The following is a 20,077-nucleotide window of genomic DNA, read 5'->3' as shown; positions in this document are numbered from 1 at the left end:
TCTATCCAGAGCTTGACCCTGTGGCACGGGCCGCCCGATTACCCATGCTCCGTCCGCACTCCTACCGTTACCGGCAAGACCCTTCAATCACTCCCCCGGAACGGCTCCACATATTGCAGCGCCATGTCCCACGGGAAGAAGATCCAGGTGTCCTGGCTGACCTCGGTGACATAGGTTTCCACCATCGGCTTGCCCTTGGGCTTGGCATAGACGGTGGCGTAATGCGCCTTGGGGAACAGGGCGCGCACCAGTTCCAGTGTCTTGCCGGTATCGACCAGATCATCGACGATCAGCACGCCCTCGCCATCGGTGCCCATGATCGCCTCTTGCGGGGCCTTGATCACGCGGGCTTCGGCCCGGCTTTGCTTGTCGTAGCTTTTCACCGAGATTGTATCGACCACCCTTATGTCCAGCTCCCGCGAGACGATCATCGCCGGGGCCATGCCGCCCCGGGTGATGGCCACCACCGCATGCCAGCTCCCGCCCTCAGGGCCCAGCCCCTGAAGCCGCCACGCCAGTGCACGCGCATCGCGGTGCAACTGGTCCCAGCTGACGTGAAAGCCCTTTTCGTGCGGAAGCCTGTCGCTGCTCATCGGCCTACTCCTTGGGGGTGGGTTGCAGGCCCGTGGTGGCGATATCGGGCGCATCGACCGCTTTCATGCCGACCACATGATAACCCGCATCGACATGCAGCACCTCACCCGTGGTGCCAGAGCCCAGATCGGACAGCAGGTAAAGCGCGGCCTTGCCGACCTCATCCTGCGTCACGTTGCGGCGCAGGGGCGAGTTCAGCTCATTCCATTTCAGGATATAGCGGAAATCGCCGATGCCCGATGCCGCCAGCGTCTTGATCGGCCCGGCGGAAATGGCGTTGACGCGGATGCCGTCCTTGCCCAGATCTTCGGCCATATACATGACCGAGGATTCAAGCGCGGCCTTGGCCAGCCCCATCACATTGTAATGCGGCATCACCTTTTCGGCGCCGTAATAGGTCAGCGTCAGCAGGCTGCCGCCCGGGCGCATCATGGCCGCCGCACGTTTGCACACGGCGGTGAACGAGAAGACCGAGATATCCATCGTCATCAGGAAATTCTCGCGCGTGGTATCGACATAGCGGCCGCGCAGCTCATCCTTGTTGGAAAAGCCGATGGCGTGGACGACAAAGTCGATCTGGCCCCAGAGCGCCTTGAGCTCGGCAAACAGCGCGTCGAGCGAGTCCATGCTCGACACATCGCATTCAAAGACGCGCGGTACGCCCAGCCGCTCGGCCAGTGGCAGGACGCGCTTCTTCAGCGCTTCGCCCTGATAGGAGAAAGCAAGCTCGGCCCCCTGCGCTGCCAGCGCCTGCGCAATGCCCCATGCGATGGACTTGTCGTTGGCCAACCCCATGATGAGGCCGCGTTTGCCCTCCATGAACCCTGCTGACATTGGCGTCTCCGGCTGTTGCGTTGTTCTGTCAAGCAATAGGCCAAAGGAAAGGCGCCATCAAGGCCGCGCGGGCAGGGGCCCCATGGTCCGCCGCGCAACCGGCTGGCGAGCCGCCGGGCGCCGGGAACCGCCGGAGGCGAAATACGGCGCAAAGTCGCCGGAAAAAGTCGGCGGAATTTGTCCGAGACATGGCGATGACGAACATTTTAACCTTGATGCTGGTTGTTCCTTGGGATGTTTGTGCCAATCTGGTCAGACGTAATGACAGTGAACAGTGAAGCGCGCGCAAGGGCGCGTGACGAAACGGCGTAAGAGTGAGTGCGATGACAGACGGTGTTCAGGTTCAAGGCGAGGCACGCTCCGGGATTTTCGCGGGTGAAGACCCCTTCGTGCTGGCCCGTAGCTGGCTGGCCGAGGCCGAGGCATCAGAACCCAATGACCCCAATGCCATCGCTTTGGCGAGCGTCGATGCCTCGGGCCTGCCCAATGTGCGCATGGTGCTTCTGAAAGAGATCGAGGCGGCCGGCTTCGTGTTCTACACCAATCACACCAGCGCCAAGGCGCAGGAGATTGACTCCGCAGGCATGGCCGCTTTCGTGCTGCACTGGAAATCCTTGCGCCGGCAGATCCGGGTGCGCGGGACGGTGGAGCGCGTAGAGGGCCCGCTTGCCGATGCCTATTTCGCCTCGCGCTCCCTGCAGTCGCGGCTGGGCGCATGGTCATCGCAGCAATCTCAGCCGCTTGCCTCGCGGGCGACGCTGATGGCCGAAGTGGCGCGCCAGACCCTGCGCCATGGAACCAACCCCCCCCGCCCGCCGTTTTGGGGAGGGTACCGAATCATTCCGCTTGAGATTGAATTCTGGGCGGACGGAGCGTTTCGACTTCACGACCGCTTCCGCTGGGCCCGGCGTGCGCCGGAAATGCCCTGGCAGGTGACGCGTCTCAGCCCTTGAAACACGTTACTGCGGCCAGGGGCGCGGGTGCCTTCGGGAAAAGACCCAAGGCACTATAACAACTAATGAAAAGGGCCCCCGAAGGTGGATTCCTCCATCCGAAACCGGGGTTGTAATCTATGCAAAATGCGAAGATGTTAAGGTTTGACATACAACATGTGCCGGGTTGGGGCAAAAAATGGTTGAGATAGAGCGAGGGTTGCCACGTGTGCGCGGCAGCGTGAAATGGTTTGATCCGGGGAAAGGCTTCGGCTTCATCGTCTCTGAATCCGGCGGGCCCGATATCTTGCTGCATGTGAATGCGCTGCGGAATTTCGGGCAAAGTTCGGTCTGTGACCGTGCCGTGGTCGAGGTGACGGTGCAGCAGACCCAGCGCGGGCTTCAGGTGGTCGAGGTGTTCGATATCCTGCCGCCCGAAGGCGAGTATTCCGAAGAACAGCTCGACAGCCCGATGGCCGATATCGATGTTCAGGCCCTGCCGCTTGAGCCTGCGCGCGTGAAATGGTTCGACAAGGTTAAGGGTTTCGGCTTTGCCAATGTCTTTGGCCGCCCGGAAGATGTGTTCATCCATATGGAGGCGCTGCGCCGCTCGGGCTTTGCCGATCTGCAACCCGGCGAGGCGGTGGGTCTGCGCGTGACCGACGGCGAGCGCGGGCGCATGGCGGTGGTGATCGCCCCCTGGGAAACCGCTGTCAGGAAATCCGCCTGATGCTGCGGCGCGGGTTTTTGCGGGGCGCCTTTGCCGCGCTGGTTCTGGCGGGCGGCGTCATGGCCGGTGCCGCTGCGGATGCGCAGAGCGCCTGCCGCGAGGATCAGGTGGATCTGCGCGGCGGCTGGGGGCAGGCGCGCTTTGCGGTCGAGATTGCCGATACCGATGCAACCCGCGCGCGCGGGCTGATGCACCGCGAAACGATGCCCCGCTTTTCCGGCATGCTGTTCATCTACGATCGCCCCGACCGTGCGGTTTTCTGGATGGAAAACACCCTTATCCCGCTGGACATGCTGTTCGTCGATGAGACCGGGCGCGTGAGCCACATCCACCATGAAGCCCGGCCCCTTGACCGCACGCCCATCGACGGCGGCGTGGATGTGCTGATGGTGCTGGAAATCAACGGCGGCATGGCCCGAAGGCTGGGGATCGCCGAGGGCAGCGAACTGCGCCATCCACGGCTTGACCCGGCACAGGCGCTCTGGCCCTGCGAAGAATAAGCAGCGCGCCGGTTTGGCCTTTTCAGCCGCCGCTGCATCGGCTAAGGAGCAGCAAGTCGGGGCGTGGCGCAGCTTGGTAGCGCGACGGTTTTGGGTACCGTAGGTCGTAGGTTCGAATCCTATCGCCCCGACCATCACTTAGCAGGTTTTCAGGTAGCTCGGTTTACATATCTGTTCATGATCCCTTCCGGGTGACTGCCAGTTTATCGGCTATTCCGTCCGACATCTCGGGCGACAGGGCGGTGTAACGCTCGATCGCTGCAGCCGCGTGTTTGAGCGAGCAACCCATCGCCGTGGCGATTCCCATGAGGCTTGCATCGGCCATCAAAGGGCGGGTGCACCGGGCAGGCTTGTCTGGGGATAGATCATGGCTGTCCTCTCAGTACCCTCTTGGATGAAGTTTATTCTCTTGCCCATCGGCTGGACCGGGATTGTCCGGAGGGACGCCTTCGGCCGATGATCTGGAAAGAGGTCGTGCTATGTGCTCTCAACGCATGAGGCTAGAGAGGACCGCCTCATCCGTTACAGGCGCAGCCGGGGGGCTGCCTGCAAGTGTAGTTGCGATTGATGCAGCTGTTCCCGCATGCGCGGCCGCGGGAGCAAACCCGACAACAGCTTCGCTGCACAGGCAGAAGTCGCTCGCTCAGGGATGGAAGGCCTTGCGGCGCGGGAGCAGCTGGCCAAGGTGTAAGCCTTTCGGCGCCCATGGATAGGCCTGGAAGTGCGGCGACAAGCGCCGCCAGAATCAGCATTCTCATCGCTCTCGCCCTGTTCTCAAGCCAGTCGATTTTTGTTGCTCATGTTCGAGATTCCACCCGGTGCAGTCCGGCACCAAGCGGAAGCCCGCCCCTTGACCATGCTTCTTGTACTACGTTAGACAATTTTGCACAAAATGTCACAAGAATGTGAGGGCGACGATAAAGGCGGTGCTGAAAGGTGGCCGTAGATCTCATCGAATGACTGATGGAGGCGCGCGAGGGAATGAGCACCCCGGCCCGGGCCACCGCGCATTGGCGCGAGCGGGTTGGCCAGCGGATCGGGGCTTCGGTCTGCCCGGAGCGGCTGGCGCTGGGGCTCTTCCGGGCGATCAACACCCGGCGCGCGAGCGTGGAAACCCAAACGGGCGCAAACGCCCGCATCGATAGGGCCGGGGGCGTCAAACCCCGGCTTTCTTGTTCTGGAAGGTCAGCGCGCGGCGCATATCGCGTCACGTGCGGGGGTCTCTGACGGGCTGCTAAAAGTGCGACTTCGGCTCGTCAGGCTTGCCTGCTGCAAGCGCCAACAGGCCGCCAACGATGCAAAACCCGATTGGAAACATCGTGAAGACGCCGAAGCCGAAGGCAAAATACATCAGCGCCCCGGCGAGCAGCATCAGCACGCCGCCGACGAGCGCCCGGATTTTCGCCATGGCCCCGCCGGCAATCGCCAGCAGGGGAGCGAGGAAGCTGGCGAGCCGGATAAGCTGCGGATTGTCGAACTGCCCGAAGATCTCGCCGACCTCGGCATGTCGGACGACAAGTTCAGTGTAGCCGTAACCGAAGAAGCCAACCAGCATCCCGATCAATCCGCCGATCACTCCCAACATCAACGCCGCGTTGCGCATGCCGTCATCCTTTTTTTCGCCCGTGCTTCTTGGGACAAGTCCAGCCTACGGCAATACGCGAGCGCGCAGGGCGCGACAACCACGCGACGATGCGCCGGGCCTGTGGCGTAGGGGAACGCTCCACGGAGGGTCTGAGGGGGCTGATTTGATTTCGGTCGGCAACTCTGCGCACAGTGCAGTGACTGAAACTCAAACCTGCTTGGTACGGGGTTTCGATGTCGGCCAAATTGCAGGACAAGAATTTGCGTCGGTTTGCTCAGAAAGGGGCCTTTATGCCATCCAGTAACGCCGATCTCCCAACATGGGGGCATGCCGAACTTCGCGCGGCGGTTGATGCGGCAGGAGTGGCGCTTTGGTCATGGAATATTGACTCGAACATTCTTGCCATGGATCCGCATGGCTACGTGCTCTGGGATGTGCCGCCCGGGCGGAAAGTGACGTTTGAGCGCCTTTCCGAGAAGATTCATCCCGCCGACCGGGATCGGGTCAGAGAAGCCTTCTCTGCCACCAAGGCGCTCGAAGGTGCTTACGAGATCGACTTCCGGACGCTTGTTGGCGACGAAGTGCGCTGGATATCCGCGCGTGGTCGCGGGGGCGAGACTGATATCGCACGACGCACAATGACGGGTATCTTCATCGACATCAGCGGTCGAAAGCATGCTGAAGAAGGCAACGAGCTTCTGGCGGGCGAAATGAGCCACCGCGTGAAAAACCTTCTGGCGATCGCGGCTGCCCTGACCAAGATCACGTCACGGTCCTCAAGCTCGACCGAAGACATGTCAAAGCAGTTGACGAACCGGCTGATGGCCCTGGGGCGCGCCCACGATCTTGTGCGCCCGTTGCCGGGAAGCCAGGGAAAGGCGGCACTGCTCGGCGATCTTTTTGCCGTGCTGCTGTCACCATACGACGAAGATGGTGCTTTCGCTGGCCGTATCAGGGTTGCCGTGCCCCGGATGGGTATTGGCGAAGTGGCTGCGACGGGTCTGGCGCTCGTGGTTCATGAACTCGCCACGAACTCGCTCAAGTACGGTGCCCTTTCGGCAGAAACCGGCACACTCGACATCTCTGGATCCAAGAAGGGTGACGGGATTTGCATTGTCTGGAAAGAGCATGGCGGGCCGACCGTCAGTGCTCCGCTGGAAGGAGACGGGTATGGAAGCCGGTTGGTGCGTGAGACCATGGAGTCGCAGTTCGGTGGTTCAATAAGCTATGACTGGCTCGCCGACGGGCTGATAGTGACCCTGTCAGTCAGCGACGACCAGTTGTCGGACTAGCCATTCAGGCGATCATGCCGGGACGGAGGGGTCTCCGTGACGGACAACCAGATCCGCGCGGCTGAACACCACGACCGCGAAGATGATGACCGACGCGAAGGCGACGACCGACGAGAGGGCGAGCAGCGGCTCAATGGCGGCGTAGCCGAGATACAGCAAATACAGGGACGGCGACATCACGACCACTGACCCGAGATACGACCAGAAGTGCAGGCGGGCGAGCCGTGTGCGTGCCTTGGCCGGGTTCAGGGCATAGTAGCCGCCAAAGAGGGCCATGGTGACCCAGCCCAGAAGATTGGTGTGCGCGTGTGCACCGATGACATTGTGTTCGCCAGAAATAGACATCTGCAGACCCATCGCGATCCCGCCAATGAGGAAACAGATTGCGGCTTTGAAGAAGTACTCAGCAATGAGGGGCATTCTGACTCTCCTTATCATGCGACAACGTGTCGCCTTGCTTTGATACGAGTCATTGATTCGCTCAAGAAGAATCATCGCCCGGGCCCCGCATCCCCGGGGCCGTTTGCGTTCACACGCTCTCCAGTTCTTCGACGTTCTCACGGGCATGGGGATCGCCCGCTGGGATGACCGGCAATGGCAGAAGTTTGAGCTGCAGGTCCGTCCGGTGCCGGAAGATCTGCCACCTTAGGATGATCCCCCGCCCGCCGGGCGGGTCGTGAAGCGGCGCGCAACCGCGCGGCGCAGCTACTGCGCCCGGCGGGCGGGGGATCATGGCCTTCACGGTTGAACAGCTAAAGCAGCGCCTGACGCCTCCATCACCATCTGCACAGCGTTTCGCAGGCGTTGCAGGGGTGCGAAGTCCTCATTCTCCCGGAGATTGACGAAGCAGATGCTGAACGACGGTGGCGCCATGCCCGGTACTTCAAGGACGCAGAGATCACCCTGCGCGATCTCTTTCTCAATTGCTATTCTCGGCACGCAAACCAATACCTTGAGCCACTGAGCCAGCCGCATCATTTCATGCGGGCCCGCAGCCCCCTCGCAGAGCGGAACAGGGGGTGAAAGCCCATTGTTGCGAAACATGGTTTCTATTGTAAGCCTCAGGCTGCTGGTCGGACTTTGGAGGGCCCAATCCGCATGGCGCAGGTCTTCCGTGGTCAGATCCTTCTTTTCCGCCAACGGATGTTCCGGGCCGCATACGATGACAAGTTCTGTCTGTCCGAGCGGGGTTATGGACAGGGACTTGTCTCTGTCGAGATCCGAATCCGTCCAGTCCACGCGCCCGATATAGCAGTCCAGCGATCCGGTGAGCAGCATGTCGAGCATGTCTTTCACCGTTCCCGTCAAAAGGCGGTACTGGATATCTTCCCTGGCGGCGGCCAACATCTTGAGGGCCGCAGGAAAAAGTTGCTCCAGAACGGCCGGGTTCACGCCAACACGCAGAACGGGTGGCGAACCATCGGCGAGATCGGCGGCGAGATTGCTCAGGATGGAAAGGGCCGCGCCAACCCGCTCCCGGGCCAGCTGGCCCGCGGGTGTCAGCCGGACGCCGCGTGCAGAGCGCACGACAAGATCCACACCAAAGGTCTGCTCAAGATCCTTGAGCATCTGCGAAACGGCGGGCTGCGTTACGTTGAGCGCCTCGGCGACAACGCGCAGCGAGCCGAGGCTTTCGATCAGTTCCAGTAAGCGCAGCTGACGAAGCCGAAGACGTTCGTGCCGGATGGAGAGGTTAGACATAAGCAATAGTTATCACATTGAAGAAACTTCCGACTACTACTTTTGTCTGGAGGCGCCTAACATTTAATAGCACCGCAAGCCCGGGAGGGGCATCTGTCACAGGACTGGCAAAAACATTTGCCTGCGGTTGCGCGGAGGGGGAAAGAATATGCGTCAGGCCGACTTCGTTTCGGGGGTGGTCCTTTGCCTGCTGGGTCTGGGGATGCTGATCTTCGTGATCCCGTCGCACATCGCGCAGGCGCCGGCCGGGTTTGTTTCGCCGCGCCTGGTGCCCAACATGATGATGATCGCGGTCGTCGGGCTGTCGGTCCTGCTCATGCTCAAGGCGCTGCGCGGCATGTCTTATGGCCCTCATCGGGATAAAAACCTGTTCTCGCGCCATGAGGTGCGCATGGCCCTGCGGCTGGCAATGATCTTTGCCATCGCCATCGCTGTGTTCGTATGGCTGTCGCCGCTTCTGGCCGGTGTCGTCCTGATCGTGGGGACGCTGATTGCACTGGGCGAACGCGGTCCGGTTGCTCTGGTGGTCATGCCGGTGACGCTGCTTCTGGGGGTCTGGTTGTTCTTTTACCAGCTGCTCGGCACGGCAATTCTGTGAGGCTGACATGGAACATCTGATCGCAGGCTTCGCCAACGTCCTGATGCCCGCCACGCTGATCTGGATCGTGATCGGCGTAAGTCTTGGATACATGCTCGGCGCGATGCCCGGGCTGGGCAAGGCAACGGGTGTAGCGGTCGCCATCCCGCTGACCTTCTATCTTGAGCCGGTCGCGGCGATTTCGATGCTCATCGGCATCGCCAAGGGCAGTACGGCCGGAAGCGCAGTCTCGGCGATCCTGCTGAACACGCCCGGGGAGCCATCCTCTGCACCGACTGCCCTTGATGGCTATCCGCTTGCGCGGCAGGGCAAGGCGCAAAAGGCGCTTAAGATGGGCCTCTTCGCCTCTGTCATCGGCGACTTTCTCTCGACGCTTCTGCTGATCGCCCTGGCAGCGCCACTGGCAAGATATGCGCTTCTGATCGGGCCCGTAGAGTTGTGCGCGATCCTGTTCTTTTCGCTGACATTCATTGGCGGGCTGGCGGGCGGTTCGATGATCAAGGGGCTGATTGCCGGCGCGTTAGGGGTCTTCTTTGCGACCGTAGGACTGGAGCTTGAGACCTTCATCCCCCGCATGACATTCGGGATACTTGAGCTGGACGACGGTATCTCGCTTGTCCCCATGGCGATCGGCATGCTGGCGGTTGCCGAGATGGCCGTGCAGGCGGGCAGGATGCGCGAGCTGGACAGCGCCGCAGCCACGATCGTTGACGGCGCACATCCGGACGACCGCAGGGTGACATGGGCAGAGTGGCTGCGTTGCCTGCCTGCGATCGGGCGCGGAACCGCAATCGGTTCTGCCGTCGGCATCCTGCCCGGATTGGGCGCCAGTGTCGGCTCTTTCCTTTCCTATGGGGTTGCGCGGAAGCTCTCGAAAACCCCCGAAGCGTTTGGCACCGGCATGATCGAAGGCGTCGCGGCGTCAGAGAGCGCAGACAACGCTGTCGTGCCGTCCAGCTTCGTGCCCCTCTTTGCCCTCGGCATTCCGGGAAGTGTGATCGCGGCGATCCTCATTGCCGCGCTGATCATGCATGGCCTGACACCGGGGCCGAGAATGTTCGCCGAGCAGCCTCAGATGGTTGCCAACATCTATGCCGCGATGCTGTGCGCCAGTGTGGTCATGTTGGCCATCGGCCTGCTGGGGCAGAAGCTTTTTGCCCAGGTGATCCGGGTGCCATTGCGGCTGGTCATCCCGATCGTACTCTTTCTGTGCTGCGTCGGCGCCTACATGGACAGCGGGAGCATATTTTCGATCTATGTGATGCTCTTCTTCGCCGTCCTGGGTTATTTTTCGCGCAAGCTCGGGTTTTCCTTTGTGACCTTCCTGATCGGTTTTGTCATCGGACCGAACCTGAAGCTTACCTTCCGGCAGTCCCTTCAGATTCTCAACCATGATCCGATGCGCCTGATCGGGCATCCGGTGGCGGTGGTTTTTCTTGTCCTGACGGTCGTCGTGGTTGTCGCAATAGCCTTCAGCAATTCCCGCGTCGCGGTGCGGGAAGAGCTTGCTGCACGTGCAGCACCATCAAATCCGCGGAAACTGGAGGAGGAGAGCAGATGACGGATTTTCCGAAGCGGCGCATGATGACGGCAGCGCTTGCAGCGACAGTGGCCTTCGCCGTGGGTGCGCTTGCGCCCGGGGCCGGTTGGACGGAGGAGGATTATCCGACGCGCCCGATCACCATGCTGATCGGATACGCGGCGGGCGGACAGACCGATCTTGTGGGGCGTGGGGCGGCGCGGGTTCTTTCGCACGAGCTTGGCGTGCCCGTAAACGTGGTCAACAGGCCCGGCAGCGGCGGACTGGTCGCCACGCAGGCGCTTCAACGCACGCAGCCTGACGGCTACACAATTCTGTTTCAGGGGCACAGCGTCGTGAACGCCGATCCCTTCCTCGTGGCGCAGGTAGATTTTGTGCCGGACGATTTCGAATATGCCGGCATGATCACGGCCTTCCAGCTGGGACTGGCAACACAGCGCGACGCGCCTTTCGACACGCTCGCGGAGTTCGTCGAATGGGCGCGCGACAATCCGGGTTTTGTCTACGGTTCGCTCGGCCCGGGCGCACGCCTCTATATGGAGGCGATAGCGGAAGCCGAGGGTCTTCAGGCGAACATCATTCCCTTGCAGGGTGGCGGCGACATGATCAACGCGCTTCTGGGCCGGCAGGTGGTGCTGGCCTATTCCGGGGGTCTCCACTACCGCTATCCCGATGAGATCAAGACGATCGCGGTCACCACCACCTACCGCCATCCCAGCGCCCCCGACGTCGAAACGATCAACGAACAGGGCTATCCGCTGGCGATGGACACCCGGACAACGCTGATTCTGCCCAGAGGTACGCCCCGGGCCATCCTGGAACGTCTGAGCGACGCGCTGGCGGCTGCGCAGACCGATGAGGAGTTCCAGCGGATCACCGGGAGTGCCGACATTCCGATCATGTATCTTGACCTCGATCAGGCCGCCGAAGAGGTGCACCGGAGCTATGAAACCAACCTGGCGATCTTCGCTGCCGCCGGTATCGAGCCGCGCTGAGCGGCTCGGGGAGGGGCGTTGCCCCTCCCGATTTGACTTCTATCAGGAGAAAGACATGTTCCAGCCACTTCAGGGTGTCCGCGTGATCGACCTCAGCCAGGTTCTGGCGGGCCCTTACGCGACCTATCAGCTTGCGCTCATGGGGGCCGAGGTGATCAAGATCGAAAAGCCGGGTGAAGGCGACTGGACCCGGCGCGGTGGCTCCATGCCGGAACTCTCTGCCCGGAATATGGCGCTCGGGTACCTTACGCATAACTGCAACAAGAAAAGCGTGACGGTCGATCTCAAATCGCCCGAAGGGGTTGAGCTGCTGCGTGAGCTGGTCACCTCGGCGGATGTGTTCGTCGAGAACTTCAAGCCGGGGGTGGCAGAGCGGCTTGGTCTTGGCTGGGATGCATTGCGGCAACTGAACCCGAAGCTTGTCTATTGCTCAATTTCGGCCTTCGGACAGGACGGCCCGATGCGGGGCCGCCCCGCCTATGACCATGTCGTGCAAGGCATGTGCGGCATCATGCTGACCACCGGCAAGCCCGGCGACGGGCCGGTAAAGGTGGGGGCGCCCTACATCGATTATGCCGCAGGAATGAATGCGGCGATGGCAATCATGGCGGCCCTCAGGCAGGTCGAACAAAGCGGGGCGGGCGTTCAGGTGGATGTCGCAATGCTGGACACCGCGCTCATGCTTATGGGGTCGCTCGTCACCCAGCACCTCACCACCGGCTGGAAGCCCGTGCAGAACGGAAACGAAGCCTGGAGCGCAAGCCCCTCCTCGGGCGCGTTCGGGACGGCAGACGGCACGCTGATGCTGGCGGCCAATCACGACCGCCAGTTCGAGAACCTGTGCAAGGCGATCGGTCGCAGCGACATTCTTGATGACGAACGCTGGAAATCACTGACGGCGCGGCTGAGCAACTGGCGCAGCCTGCGCGAGACGCTTGAGCAGACCTTCCTCACCCGCCCGGCCAATGAATGGGAAGACCTGCTTGCCGTGGCTGAGGTTCCCGCCGGGCGTGTCCGGACGCTCGACGAGATCCTTGCCCACCCCCAGATTGCGAACCGGTGCCTGACGAGCGAGATGTCGTTTACCGTGACCGATCGGACGGTCCATGTCCCTGCACTGGGCTTCAAGATTGACGGTCAAGCGCAGACTGCCAGCCGCGCGGCCCCGGAACTGGGCGCGGACACCGACGATGTCCTGGCAATGATCGGTGTCGATGAAGACAGGATAAAAAAGCTGCGTAACGCGGGGGTCATCTGAGACACCGCGCCTATTGCAGCTGCCCAGCTGACCGATACCCTGTCAGCACTGATGCCGGAACGCGGCAAGACAGGTCTGCCGATGGGGCCGGAAACCCAGCTGCGCATGCCGCTGGCAGATTTTGAGGCCCTGTGCGCCAGACTGGCGCCGCGCAACCTTGTCGATGCGACCGGCTGCCTCCAGCGGGTGCGCGAGGTGAAATCCGAAGCCGAGGTCGCGAAAATCCGCGAGGCCTGCGCGATCGCGGCGCGCGCCTTCGACCGCGTGCCGACGTTCGCGCAACCGGGGCGTTCGCTGGCGGCGGTGTTCCGCGACTTTCAGATCGCCCTGCTGGCCGAGGGGGCGACTGGGTCAGCTATGTTGCCGGCGGCGCGGGGAAGGATGGCTACGGCGATGTCATCTCGCCGGCCGGGCCGGAGCGCTTGCGCAGGGGCGATGTCCTGATGCTGGACACGGGGGCGTTGAAAGACGGCTATTTTTGCGATTTCGACCGCAATTTCGCCATCGGTCCTGCCACGGAAACAGCACGCCGTGCCCACGCCGCGCTCTGGCAGGCGACCGGGGAGACGCTTACCGCCCTGCGTCCCGGCCTGCGCGCCCGGGATGTGCATGCGCTGCTGTGCGATGGCCTGCAAAAACGCGGCATGGTGCCGTCAGGCGGGCGGCTGGGGCATGGGCTGGGTGCAACACTGACCGACTGACCCTCGTTCACGCCGCTGGATGACACACCGCTGCGGTCGGGTATGGTGCTGACGCTTGAACCGGGCTGTGTGACGGGCGACGGGCGGATCATGCCTGTCCTGCACCAACCTGCGCACGCTCGATATCCTTGCTCCGTTGTCCAGAGAGCTTGGTCTGCCGGTGCTCAACTCGAACCAGTGCCTTGCGCAGCATATGGCAATGCTGGCGGGAGTGGCACTTCTTCTGGATGACGCGAGAAGCCAAGGTTGATGACGGATCTGCTGAGCGCAACGCGCGAAGATTGCTATCGTGCCAGCAGAATATGGCGTGATGGTGCTGGGGCAGATGGCGGAGACCCGCTTTCTGGAATGGTGAGCATGCGCAGCGCTCTTGATGCCGGCCCGCTTGCCCCTTAGGTGCAAGGGGTAACACTGGAGGTATGCATGCAGATCAAGATCAATACGGACAACAATATTCAGGGCGATGAACGCCTGAAAGACGTTGTGCGCGGGCTGACAGAGCAGGGGCTGGGCCATGTTCTGTCGCGCCTGACGCGGGTTGAGGTGCATCTTCAGGACGAGAATGCGCAGAAGGGCGGGGCCGATGACATCCGCTGCATGATGGAGGCGCGGCCCGAAGGGATGGATCCGCAGGCGGTGACGAATAATGACGCCGATGTTGAGGCGGCGGTGCGCGGGGCGGCAAAGAAGCTGCGTAACCTTCTGGAAAGTGAATTCGGCAAGCTGGACCGCAAGCGCTGAGTTTTACCGGCTGACCTGTCGCGCCCTTTGACCGAAGGGGGCGCCGGGCGGGCGGGGCATCGAGCCCCGCCCGCCCGGTCAGGCCGCGCGCTGGCGCCGCGACCTTCCGGCCCGGTGGCGCTGTCAGCTTCCGCTCAGGCGTGGCAGGCTTTTGCGCCCGGGAAGGATTGCCAGCGCGACACCTGCCAGCACCACCAGCGATGCCGCCGCGCTGGCCCAGGTCAGGCTTTCACCCAGCAGCAGCACGCCGCCCGCCAGTGCGATCACCGGCACGCTGAGCTGCGCCACCGCCGCGCGGGACGCGCCGAGCGCGGGCAGCACCTGATACCAGAGCGCATAGCCCAGCCCCGAGGTCACAGCGCCCGAGAGCACCGCCAGCGCCACGCCCGGCACGCTCAGGCTTGCCGACAAAAGCCCCGGCAGCGCCAGCGCCGCCACCATCGGCACCGCCAGCGCGAAATTTGTGGCGGTCATCGCCAGTGGCCGCGCCGCCCCGCGCCCGGCCAGCGAATAAAGCCCCCATCCCAGCGCCGCCAGCGCCATCAGCCCGGCCGCAACCGGGTCAGGCACCGCATCGACGCCGGGCAGCAGCAGGGCGCCCAGCCCTACCATGGCCAGCGCGGCCCCCGCCCAGCGGTGCGGTGCAGGCCGCTCGCCCAGCACCACCGCGCCTGCCAGCATCGTCACCTGCACCAGCCCGAAGAGGATCAGCGCGCCGATCCCCGCATCAAGCGCCACATAGGCCAGCGAGAAGCCCACCAGATAGGCGGTCAGCGCCGCCGCCGCGCCCCATTGCGCGCGCCCCGCCCGGGGCCGTTCGCGCACCAGCAGGGCCAGCACCACCGCCCCCGCCAGCACCCGGATCAGCGCGAAGGGCAGCGCGTCGATCAGCCCATCCGCCAGCGCGGCGCGGTTCAGGAGCGAATTGGCGGCGAAGGCGGTCATCACCAGCGCCGACAAAAGGAACAGGCGCATTCACGCAGCCGGGAAGACGGCATCCAGCGCGGCCTCAAGCCGCGCCAGCGTGCCGGGCACGTCCTTCAGTTTGTCCAGCCCGAACAGCCCCAGCCGGAAGGTGCGGAAATCCGCCCCCTCGCCGACATGCAGCGGCACCCCGGCGGCGATCTGTGCCCCGGCGGCGAGGAATTTCTTCCCGCTCTGCACCTCGGCATCGTCGGTATAGCAGACCACCACGCCCGGCGCGCCAAAGCCCTCAGCCGCGACCGGCGCAAGCCCGCGCGCCTTGAGTGCTGCGCGCACCGCATTGCCCAGCTCCCATTGCGCGGCGCAGGTGGCCTCGAAACCCATCGCCTGCGTCTCAACCATCGCATCGCGGAAGCCGCGCAGGGCGTCGGTGGGCATGGTCGCATGATAGGCGTGCCCGCCGCCCTCATAGGCGGCCATCATCGCGCGCCATTTCTTCAGGTCGAGTGCGAAGGAGCTGGAACTGGTGGCCTCCAGCCTTTCCTCGGCGCGCGGGCCCAGCACCACCAGCCCGGCAGAGGGCGTGGCGCTCCAGCCCTTTTGCGGGGCGGAGATCAGCACATCGACCCCCAACGCCTCCATATCCACCCAGACACAGCCCGAGGCGATGCAATCGAGCACCATCAGCGCGCCGACCTTATGCGCGGCGGCAGCAATCGCGGCAATGTAATCATCGGGCAGGAGCAGCCCGGCCGAGGTTTCGACATGCGGCGCAAAAACCGCCTCAGGCCGCGTGGCATGGATGCGCGCCACCACATCTTCCACCGGGGGCGGGGCGAAGGCGGGTTGCGGGGCGTTGCCGGAGGGGCGGGCCATCACCACCTCGACGTCTGAGGCCATGCCGCCCGCATCGAAAATCTGGCTCCAGCGGAAGGAGAACAGCCCGTTGCGCACGATCAGCACGCGGCCCTGACCGAACTGACGCGCGACCGATTCCATGGCATAGGTGCCGCCACCGGGCACCAGCGCCACGGCGCTGCCCTTGTAGGCCGCCTTGGCGATGGCCGAGATATCGCGCATCACCGTCTGGAAATTGGCCGACATGTGGTTTAGCGCGCGGTCGGTGAAGACGACCGAGAATTCGTCAAGGCCGTTTGGGTCGATATGCTGGTGAAGGGCGGGCATGGTGGCCTCCGGTTCTGGGCTTGCGGGGAAGGTCGGTTCAGCTGTCGATCTGGTCCAGCCGCACCGGGCTGTCAGCGGTGATATCGACGCGCACACGCTTGCCGATGATCGCATCATAATGGCGCGGCGCGGCACCCAGACCGGGGCGGACCGAGCGGATGGCATCAGGGGTGATCACATCGCCCGCTTTCAGCGGTTTCACGAAATACAGCGAGCGGCGGAAGGTGACATTGCCGCGCTCGGAAGATTTGGTGCCGTAATCCACCCGCCCCAGCGCCTCCCACGCGGTGCGGGCGGAATGGCAGAGCGCGGCCAGCTCGGGCGGTTCCAGCGAAAAGCTGTCATCCGGTCCGCCGCCTGTGCGGTCCATGGTGACGTGTTTTTCGATGATCGAGGCCCCCACGGCGACGGCGGCAATGGCGGTGGTATTGTCGAGCGTATGGTCGGACAGGCCGGTCACCAGCCCGAAACGCGCGATCATGTCGGGGATGGTGCGAAGGTTGTAGTCACCGGCAGGGGCGGGATAGCCCGAAACGCAATGCAGCACCGCCAGCTCCCGGCAGCCGCCCTCGCGCGCGGCGGCGATGGCCTCGTGGATTTCCTCGGCATCGGCCATGCCGGTGGAGATGATCATCGGCTTGCCCGTCGAGGCCGCATAGCGGATCAGCGGCAGGTCCACCGCCTCGAACGAGGCGATCTTGTAGGCGGGCGCGCCAAGGTCTTCCAGCAGGTCCACGGCGGTATTGTCAAAGGGCGACGAGAAAATGGTGATCCCTTCGGCGCGGGCATGGTCAAACAGCGGCGCGTGCCAGTCCCAGGGCATATGCGCTTCGGCGTAAAGATCGTACAGCCGCCGCCCGTCCCACAACCCGCCACGGATGACAAAACCCTCGGCGTCGCTGTCCAGCGTGATTGTGTCGGGGCGATAGGTCTGCAGCTTGACGGCATCGGCCCCGGCGCGCGCGGCCTCGGAAATCAGGGCGCGGGCGCGTTCAATCTGGCCGTTATGGTTGCCCGAGATTTCCGCCACCACATAAGGCGGATGGTCAGCGCCGATGGGGCGGTTGGCGATTTTCATGCGTTCCCTCCGGTTTCAAGCGCCCGCAGGTGCCGCGTGGCACTGCGCATCACGGCCCCCGCGCCGCGCCCCTCCATCATCACCAGATCAAGGGCGCAGGCATAGGGCTGAAAGGGCGTGTGCAGCTGGGTGTATTCGGGGTGGTCGTATTCATGCAGATGGACGCTGACGCCATGATGCGCGAAATGCCCGGCATCCTCGCGCAGGTATTCTTCCGCCCCGGCGGTGGACAGATACCCGCTTGCCCCCACCGCCTTGCACAGAAGCGCCAGATGCTCACCGCGCTTGCCACCTGCGTCTATGGCGCTGGCCCGGCGGATGGGCGTGTCGATTCCCAGCCAGCTTGCCAGAATCCGGATCAGCCCCTCATTGAGCGCGGCAAGCTGGCCGGTGGCGATCAGGCCGGGCAGGGCGGTTTCCAGATCGGCCATCACCGGGGTGAAATGCGGCGCGCGGGCATAATTGGCGCGGATCGTGCGCAACAGGCGGGTGCCAAAGGCCGGGTCGGCCAGCTCCACATCGGCAATCACCTGATCAAACCGCCCCGCACTTTTCACCGGGACCGAGACATATTCCAGCCCCTTCGCCGTGCGGATGCGGTTGCGTTGCTGCCATGAGCGTTTGTCAAACTGCACCGTGTCCAGCAGGACCAGCAGATCGGCCTGATCGGCCAGATCGAACCACCCCAGCCAGGGCAGAAACGTGGGCTGCGAGATCATGCACCGCATCTCAGACCTTCAGCCCGGGCGCATCCCGATAGGCATAAAGCGCAAATTCAAACGGGACGGAGCCCAGCTTGGGCAGGTAATCATGGCGCAGCACCACATAGGGCGTCACTTCGCGCTTGAGAAAGCCAAAGGCGCGTTCGGGAGCTTCGTAGAACAGGTTCGGGTCCTGAAAATCGACATAGGTGCTCATCATGTTGAACGCCACGCCACCCCGGCAACGCGCGAAAAGCGATTGCACGGTCTCCTGCCAGAATTTGCGGTTGCCCTTGCGGCGGTTGTTGAACACGCCTGAGACAAAGGCATAGTCAAATTCGGCATCCCCCAGCGCGTCAGGCAGGCAGAAATGCCCGCCCGGCACCTTTTCACGCGCGATATCAAAGAACTCGCCCACGACATCGACGCCGGTATACTGCGCCGGGGTCTGGTCGATACCCGCCAGATACTCATGGAACGAGGCCGTGCCGCAGCCGAAATCCAGCACCCGCTTGCCGCGCAGATCGGCGATCGGGGCCAGCGCGGCGAAACGGCGGAACTGGCTTTCGCGGCTGGAATACTGCGCGGCCTCCGCACTGTCGCCATGTTCGCGCAAAAGCGCGCGGTAGTGATCTGCGATACGCCGGGTCATGCCTTGCCTTTGATCAGTGTCAGAAGATGTTCGTTTTGCTCGATGCGCTTGTTTTCATACGTGGTGATATGGCGGTCCATCCATATCTGCGCCGTCGTGCGCAGGGGTTCAAGGGCAGCTTCCACCTCGGCATCGGTAAAGCCGTAAAGCTCCAGCGGGTTGCCATTCCCCAGCCGGAAATCGGTATCCGCGGCGAACAGCACCAGCGCGGGTGCGCCGGGCCTGAGCACGCGCATGATCTCGGACAGGGCAGTTGTCAGCAGCGCCGGCCCCGCGCATTCCAGCACCCCCAGGCAGATCAGCGCGTCGAAATGATTGTCGGGCCAGGCGATATGTTCAACGCAGCCCACCACCACATCGCCCGCGCATCCCGCCTCGGCCAGCCGCGCCCGCGTGTTCGCGACTCCGACAGGAGAGATATCGCAGCCATGCGCCGCAAATCCCTCGCGCGCCAGAAAGAGCGTATGCACGCCGCTGCCGCAGCCCAGATCCAGCACCTTCAGCCCGGCGCGTGCCGCCCGGTCAGGAAAGCGGCGCAGCACGAACTGCACCACCTTTTCCTTGGGAAAGCGCGGCCCACCCGCCCGGTTCCAGTTATCCCAACGGGACTGATCACTCATACCTGTACCTCCGACATCGCGGCGACCACCCGCGCCGCGCCTAACCCGTCCACTGAGCCTGCCACCACCTCCGCCTCGGCTGACACTGACCGGCGGTGCGCAGGCGGCTGGCGGCGCAGATCCGCCAGATATTCCCGAGCCGCCGCGCCGATCCGGGCGGCAGGGGCAGCCCGCCAGCCTTCTACCACGCGCGCTTCGGCGATGCGACAGGTCTCCAGCGCGACCTTTTCCTGAATGGCGGAAACCGGCACCAGAAGCGCGGGCACCCCCATGCAGATCAGCTCATAACTGATCAGCCCGCTGGCGCTGATTGCGTAATCGGTGGCCTCCATCAGTGCGGGCATGTCGGTGATATCGACGCGGATCTCGACCGGAAAGGGCATGGTTGCGGCCAGCGCACGGACATGCGCCAGATGCGGTGCGCTGCTGCCCAGAACGACGGTGAGCTGCGCGTCGGGCGGCAGCGGCCCTGCCGCCAGACCCGCCAGCACATCGCTGACCGTGTTTTCCGCATCCATCCCGCCCATCAGCACCAGCATATGCCTGAACTGCCCCTCTGCCCTCCGCTTCAGGCTGGCCGGGCGGCGGGCGGCGAAATCGGGGCGCAGCAGCGCGAATGCCGGGCCGATCAGGCGATGGGCGCGGGCGGGCAGCAGCGCGTCATACTCAGCACTGTCGCGCCCCAGCGTCTGATCCAGCAGCAGATCGCAATCATGCGCCCGGTCGGCCAGATCATCCAGCACCATCAGCCGCGCGCCGGGCGGGCGGGCCGCGCGCTGCCACCTTGCATCCAGCGCATAGTGATCGACGACCAGCCAGTCGGTGCCGCTGTCCAGCGCCGCGCGGGTTTCCATGGCATCCTGCGCATGGGGCACGCCCGCCCAATGGGCAAAGGGCGGGCGTGCCCCATGCGCAG

The 20,077-nt window shown here is 63.6% G+C and carries 24 protein-coding genes and 1 tRNA gene; 12 read left to right on the top strand and 13 right to left on the bottom strand.

The features are described from left to right. Window positions 1-83 precede the first annotated feature (83 nt). A complete protein-coding gene (gpt, locus tag V7Q53_RS20825) occupies window positions 84-593 on the bottom strand; it encodes a xanthine phosphoribosyltransferase (protein WP_333830774.1) in 510 nt (169 codons plus the stop codon). Between the two features lie 4 nt (window positions 594-597). Next, window positions 598-1,428: an enoyl-ACP reductase FabI gene (fabI, locus tag V7Q53_RS20820; RefSeq protein ID WP_333830773.1), complete on the bottom strand. Its 831-nt coding sequence runs from the start codon at window positions 1,426-1,428 to the stop codon at window positions 598-600. Between the two features lie 323 nt (window positions 1,429-1,751). Between fabI and pdxH the strand changes: the two genes are divergently transcribed. From pdxH to V7Q53_RS20800, 4 genes are all read left to right on the top strand, one after another. Beyond that, window positions 1,752-2,381, top strand: a complete 630-nt coding sequence (pdxH, locus tag V7Q53_RS20815) for a pyridoxamine 5'-phosphate oxidase (RefSeq protein WP_333830772.1) — start codon at window positions 1,752-1,754, stop codon at window positions 2,379-2,381. Between the two features lie 178 nt (window positions 2,382-2,559). Continuing rightward, the gene (locus V7Q53_RS20810; RefSeq protein ID WP_333830771.1) at window positions 2,560-3,090 is read left to right on the top strand and encodes a cold-shock protein; all 531 of its coding nucleotides are present in this window, start codon (window positions 2,560-2,562) and stop codon (window positions 3,088-3,090) included. Beyond that, window positions 3,090-3,590, top strand: a complete 501-nt coding sequence (locus V7Q53_RS20805) for a DUF192 domain-containing protein (protein ID WP_333830770.1) — start codon at window positions 3,090-3,092, stop codon at window positions 3,588-3,590. The genes V7Q53_RS20810 and V7Q53_RS20805 overlap by 1 nt, the downstream gene beginning before the upstream one ends. Window positions 3,591-3,647: 57 nt before the next feature. After that, window positions 3,648-3,724: transfer RNA gene (locus V7Q53_RS20800), tRNA-Pro, on the top strand. 41 nt (window positions 3,725-3,765) lie between these two features. On the opposite strand, the gene V7Q53_RS20795 is transcribed toward V7Q53_RS20800, so the two are convergent. Further along, the gene (locus V7Q53_RS20795; RefSeq protein ID WP_333830769.1) at window positions 3,766-3,897 is read right to left on the bottom strand and encodes a hypothetical protein; all 132 of its coding nucleotides are present in this window, start codon (window positions 3,895-3,897) and stop codon (window positions 3,766-3,768) included. Window positions 3,898-4,824: 927 nt separating this feature from the next. Beyond that, window positions 4,825-5,193, bottom strand: a complete 369-nt coding sequence (locus V7Q53_RS20790) for a hypothetical protein (protein WP_333830767.1) — start codon at window positions 5,191-5,193, stop codon at window positions 4,825-4,827. Between the two features lie 215 nt (window positions 5,194-5,408). Between V7Q53_RS20790 and V7Q53_RS20785 the strand changes: the two genes are divergently transcribed. Then, complete coding sequence (locus V7Q53_RS20785) at window positions 5,409-6,467, top strand: sensor histidine kinase (protein ID WP_333830766.1); 1,059 nt, start codon at window positions 5,409-5,411, stop codon at window positions 6,465-6,467. 12 nt (window positions 6,468-6,479) lie between these two features. Here V7Q53_RS20785 and V7Q53_RS20780 read toward each other — a convergent pair whose 3' ends face one another. Together V7Q53_RS20780 and V7Q53_RS20775 are read right to left on the bottom strand one after the other, a co-directional pair. Continuing rightward, window positions 6,480-6,887 carry a hypothetical protein gene (locus V7Q53_RS20780; RefSeq protein WP_333830765.1) on the bottom strand — a complete coding sequence of 136 codons (408 nt, stop codon included), beginning with the start codon at window positions 6,885-6,887 and terminating at the stop codon, window positions 6,480-6,482. 318 nt (window positions 6,888-7,205) lie between these two features. After that, complete coding sequence (locus V7Q53_RS20775; protein ID WP_333830764.1) at window positions 7,206-8,168, bottom strand: LysR family transcriptional regulator; 963 nt, start codon at window positions 8,166-8,168, stop codon at window positions 7,206-7,208. Between the two features lie 202 nt (window positions 8,169-8,370). Here V7Q53_RS20775 and V7Q53_RS20770 point away from each other — a divergent pair, with 202 nt between their 5' ends. The 7 genes from V7Q53_RS20770 (at window position 8,371) to V7Q53_RS20735 (ending at window position 14,001) form a co-directional block, all read left to right on the top strand. Continuing rightward, on the top strand, window positions 8,371-8,766 hold the full coding sequence (locus V7Q53_RS20770) for a hypothetical protein (protein ID WP_333830763.1): 396 nt from the start codon (window positions 8,371-8,373) through the stop codon (window positions 8,764-8,766). Between the two features lie 7 nt (window positions 8,767-8,773). Further along, window positions 8,774-10,327, top strand: coding sequence for a tripartite tricarboxylate transporter permease (locus tag V7Q53_RS20765; RefSeq protein ID WP_333830761.1), 1,554 nt, complete (start codon window positions 8,774-8,776; stop codon window positions 10,325-10,327). Next, window positions 10,324-11,301, top strand: a complete 978-nt coding sequence (locus V7Q53_RS20760; RefSeq protein ID WP_333830759.1) for a tripartite tricarboxylate transporter substrate binding protein — start codon at window positions 10,324-10,326, stop codon at window positions 11,299-11,301. Before V7Q53_RS20765 ends, V7Q53_RS20760 begins: the two co-directional genes overlap by 4 nt. Window positions 11,302-11,356: 55 nt before the next feature. Then, entirely contained in the window at window positions 11,357-12,559 is a 1,203-nt protein-coding gene (locus tag V7Q53_RS20755; protein WP_333830757.1) for a CaiB/BaiF CoA transferase family protein, read from the top strand. 51 nt (window positions 12,560-12,610) lie between these two features. Continuing rightward, window positions 12,611-13,003, top strand: a complete 393-nt coding sequence (locus tag V7Q53_RS20750; RefSeq protein ID WP_333830755.1) for a hypothetical protein — start codon at window positions 12,611-12,613, stop codon at window positions 13,001-13,003. Then, window positions 13,003-13,260, top strand: a complete 258-nt coding sequence (locus V7Q53_RS20745) for a M24 family metallopeptidase (protein ID WP_333830754.1) — start codon at window positions 13,003-13,005, stop codon at window positions 13,258-13,260. Before V7Q53_RS20750 ends, V7Q53_RS20745 begins: the two co-directional genes overlap by 1 nt. 423 nt (window positions 13,261-13,683) lie before the next feature. Then, the gene (locus V7Q53_RS20735) at window positions 13,684-14,001 is read left to right on the top strand and encodes an HPF/RaiA family ribosome-associated protein (protein WP_333830753.1); all 318 of its coding nucleotides are present in this window, start codon (window positions 13,684-13,686) and stop codon (window positions 13,999-14,001) included. A gap of 123 nt (window positions 14,002-14,124) precedes the next feature. Here V7Q53_RS20735 and V7Q53_RS20730 read toward each other — a convergent pair whose 3' ends face one another. From V7Q53_RS20730 to pseG, 7 genes are all read right to left on the bottom strand, one after another. Continuing rightward, window positions 14,125-14,976 carry a DMT family transporter gene (locus V7Q53_RS20730; RefSeq protein ID WP_333830752.1) on the bottom strand — a complete coding sequence of 284 codons (852 nt, stop codon included), beginning with the start codon at window positions 14,974-14,976 and terminating at the stop codon, window positions 14,125-14,127. After that, on the bottom strand, window positions 14,977-16,110 hold the full coding sequence (locus V7Q53_RS20725) for an aminotransferase class V-fold PLP-dependent enzyme (RefSeq protein ID WP_333830751.1): 1,134 nt from the start codon (window positions 16,108-16,110) through the stop codon (window positions 14,977-14,979). Between the two features lie 37 nt (window positions 16,111-16,147). Beyond that, window positions 16,148-17,188, bottom strand: coding sequence for a pseudaminic acid synthase (gene pseI, locus V7Q53_RS20720; RefSeq protein ID WP_333830750.1), 1,041 nt, complete (start codon window positions 17,186-17,188; stop codon window positions 16,148-16,150). Next, complete coding sequence (locus V7Q53_RS20715; RefSeq protein WP_333830749.1) at window positions 17,185-17,907, bottom strand: WbqC family protein; 723 nt, start codon at window positions 17,905-17,907, stop codon at window positions 17,185-17,187. The genes pseI and V7Q53_RS20715 overlap by 4 nt, the downstream gene beginning before the upstream one ends. Before the next feature lie 10 nt (window positions 17,908-17,917). Continuing rightward, window positions 17,918-18,541, bottom strand: coding sequence for a class I SAM-dependent methyltransferase (locus V7Q53_RS20710; protein WP_333830747.1), 624 nt, complete (start codon window positions 18,539-18,541; stop codon window positions 17,918-17,920). Continuing rightward, window positions 18,538-19,161 (bottom strand): class I SAM-dependent methyltransferase, encoded by a 624-nt coding sequence (locus tag V7Q53_RS20705; RefSeq protein WP_333830746.1) that lies wholly within the window; start codon window positions 19,159-19,161, stop codon window positions 18,538-18,540. The genes V7Q53_RS20710 and V7Q53_RS20705 overlap by 4 nt, the downstream gene beginning before the upstream one ends. Then, window positions 19,158-20,077 (bottom strand): UDP-2,4-diacetamido-2,4,6-trideoxy-beta-L-altropyranose hydrolase (pseG, locus tag V7Q53_RS20700; protein WP_333830745.1); only part of this gene is annotated, 920 nt, incomplete at its 5' end. The genes V7Q53_RS20705 and pseG, both read right to left, overlap by 4 nt.

The sequence above is a fragment of the Pararhodobacter sp. genome (assembly GCF_036802785.1).
Classification (GTDB): Bacteria; Pseudomonadota; Alphaproteobacteria; order Rhodobacterales; family Rhodobacteraceae; genus Pararhodobacter.
The sequence above is the reverse complement of the archived record's forward strand: the minus strand, read 5'-3'. Positions and strand labels throughout refer to the sequence as shown.

Excerpts from the sequence above, each read along its gene's own strand:
- gpt (WP_333830774.1), bottom strand. The coding sequence starts at position 593 with ATGAGCAGCGACAGGCTTCCGCACGAAAAGGGCTTTCACGTCAGCTGG.
- fabI (WP_333830773.1), bottom strand. The coding sequence starts at position 1,428 with ATGTCAGCAGGGTTCATGGAGGGCAAACGCGGCCTCATCATGGGGTTG.
- pdxH (WP_333830772.1), top strand. The coding sequence starts at position 1,752 with ATGACAGACGGTGTTCAGGTTCAAGGCGAGGCACGCTCCGGGATTTTC.
- V7Q53_RS20810 (WP_333830771.1), top strand. The coding sequence starts at position 2,560 with ATGGTTGAGATAGAGCGAGGGTTGCCACGTGTGCGCGGCAGCGTGAAA.
- V7Q53_RS20805 (WP_333830770.1), top strand. The coding sequence starts at position 3,090 with ATGCTGCGGCGCGGGTTTTTGCGGGGCGCCTTTGCCGCGCTGGTTCTG.
- V7Q53_RS20795 (WP_333830769.1), bottom strand. The coding sequence starts at position 3,897 with ATGGGAATCGCCACGGCGATGGGTTGCTCGCTCAAACACGCGGCTGCA.
- V7Q53_RS20790 (WP_333830767.1), bottom strand. The coding sequence starts at position 5,193 with ATGCGCAACGCGGCGTTGATGTTGGGAGTGATCGGCGGATTGATCGGG.
- V7Q53_RS20785 (WP_333830766.1), top strand. The coding sequence starts at position 5,409 with ATGTCGGCCAAATTGCAGGACAAGAATTTGCGTCGGTTTGCTCAGAAA.
- V7Q53_RS20780 (WP_333830765.1), bottom strand. The coding sequence starts at position 6,887 with ATGCCCCTCATTGCTGAGTACTTCTTCAAAGCCGCAATCTGTTTCCTC.
- V7Q53_RS20775 (WP_333830764.1), bottom strand. The coding sequence starts at position 8,168 with ATGTCTAACCTCTCCATCCGGCACGAACGTCTTCGGCTTCGTCAGCTG.
- V7Q53_RS20770 (WP_333830763.1), top strand. The coding sequence starts at position 8,371 with ATGCTGATCTTCGTGATCCCGTCGCACATCGCGCAGGCGCCGGCCGGG.
- V7Q53_RS20765 (WP_333830761.1), top strand. The coding sequence starts at position 8,774 with ATGGAACATCTGATCGCAGGCTTCGCCAACGTCCTGATGCCCGCCACG.
- V7Q53_RS20760 (WP_333830759.1), top strand. The coding sequence starts at position 10,324 with ATGACGGATTTTCCGAAGCGGCGCATGATGACGGCAGCGCTTGCAGCG.
- V7Q53_RS20755 (WP_333830757.1), top strand. The coding sequence starts at position 11,357 with ATGTTCCAGCCACTTCAGGGTGTCCGCGTGATCGACCTCAGCCAGGTT.
- V7Q53_RS20750 (WP_333830755.1), top strand. The coding sequence starts at position 12,611 with ATGCCGGAACGCGGCAAGACAGGTCTGCCGATGGGGCCGGAAACCCAG.
- V7Q53_RS20745 (WP_333830754.1), top strand. The coding sequence starts at position 13,003 with ATGCTGGACACGGGGGCGTTGAAAGACGGCTATTTTTGCGATTTCGAC.
- V7Q53_RS20735 (WP_333830753.1), top strand. The coding sequence starts at position 13,684 with ATGCAGATCAAGATCAATACGGACAACAATATTCAGGGCGATGAACGC.
- V7Q53_RS20730 (WP_333830752.1), bottom strand. The coding sequence starts at position 14,976 with ATGCGCCTGTTCCTTTTGTCGGCGCTGGTGATGACCGCCTTCGCCGCC.
- V7Q53_RS20725 (WP_333830751.1), bottom strand. The coding sequence starts at position 16,110 with ATGCCCGCCCTTCACCAGCATATCGACCCAAACGGCCTTGACGAATTC.
- pseI (WP_333830750.1), bottom strand. The coding sequence starts at position 17,188 with ATGAAAATCGCCAACCGCCCCATCGGCGCTGACCATCCGCCTTATGTG.
- V7Q53_RS20715 (WP_333830749.1), bottom strand. The coding sequence starts at position 17,907 with ATGATCTCGCAGCCCACGTTTCTGCCCTGGCTGGGGTGGTTCGATCTG.
- V7Q53_RS20710 (WP_333830747.1), bottom strand. The coding sequence starts at position 18,541 with ATGACCCGGCGTATCGCAGATCACTACCGCGCGCTTTTGCGCGAACAT.
- V7Q53_RS20705 (WP_333830746.1), bottom strand. The coding sequence starts at position 19,161 with ATGAGTGATCAGTCCCGTTGGGATAACTGGAACCGGGCGGGTGGGCCG.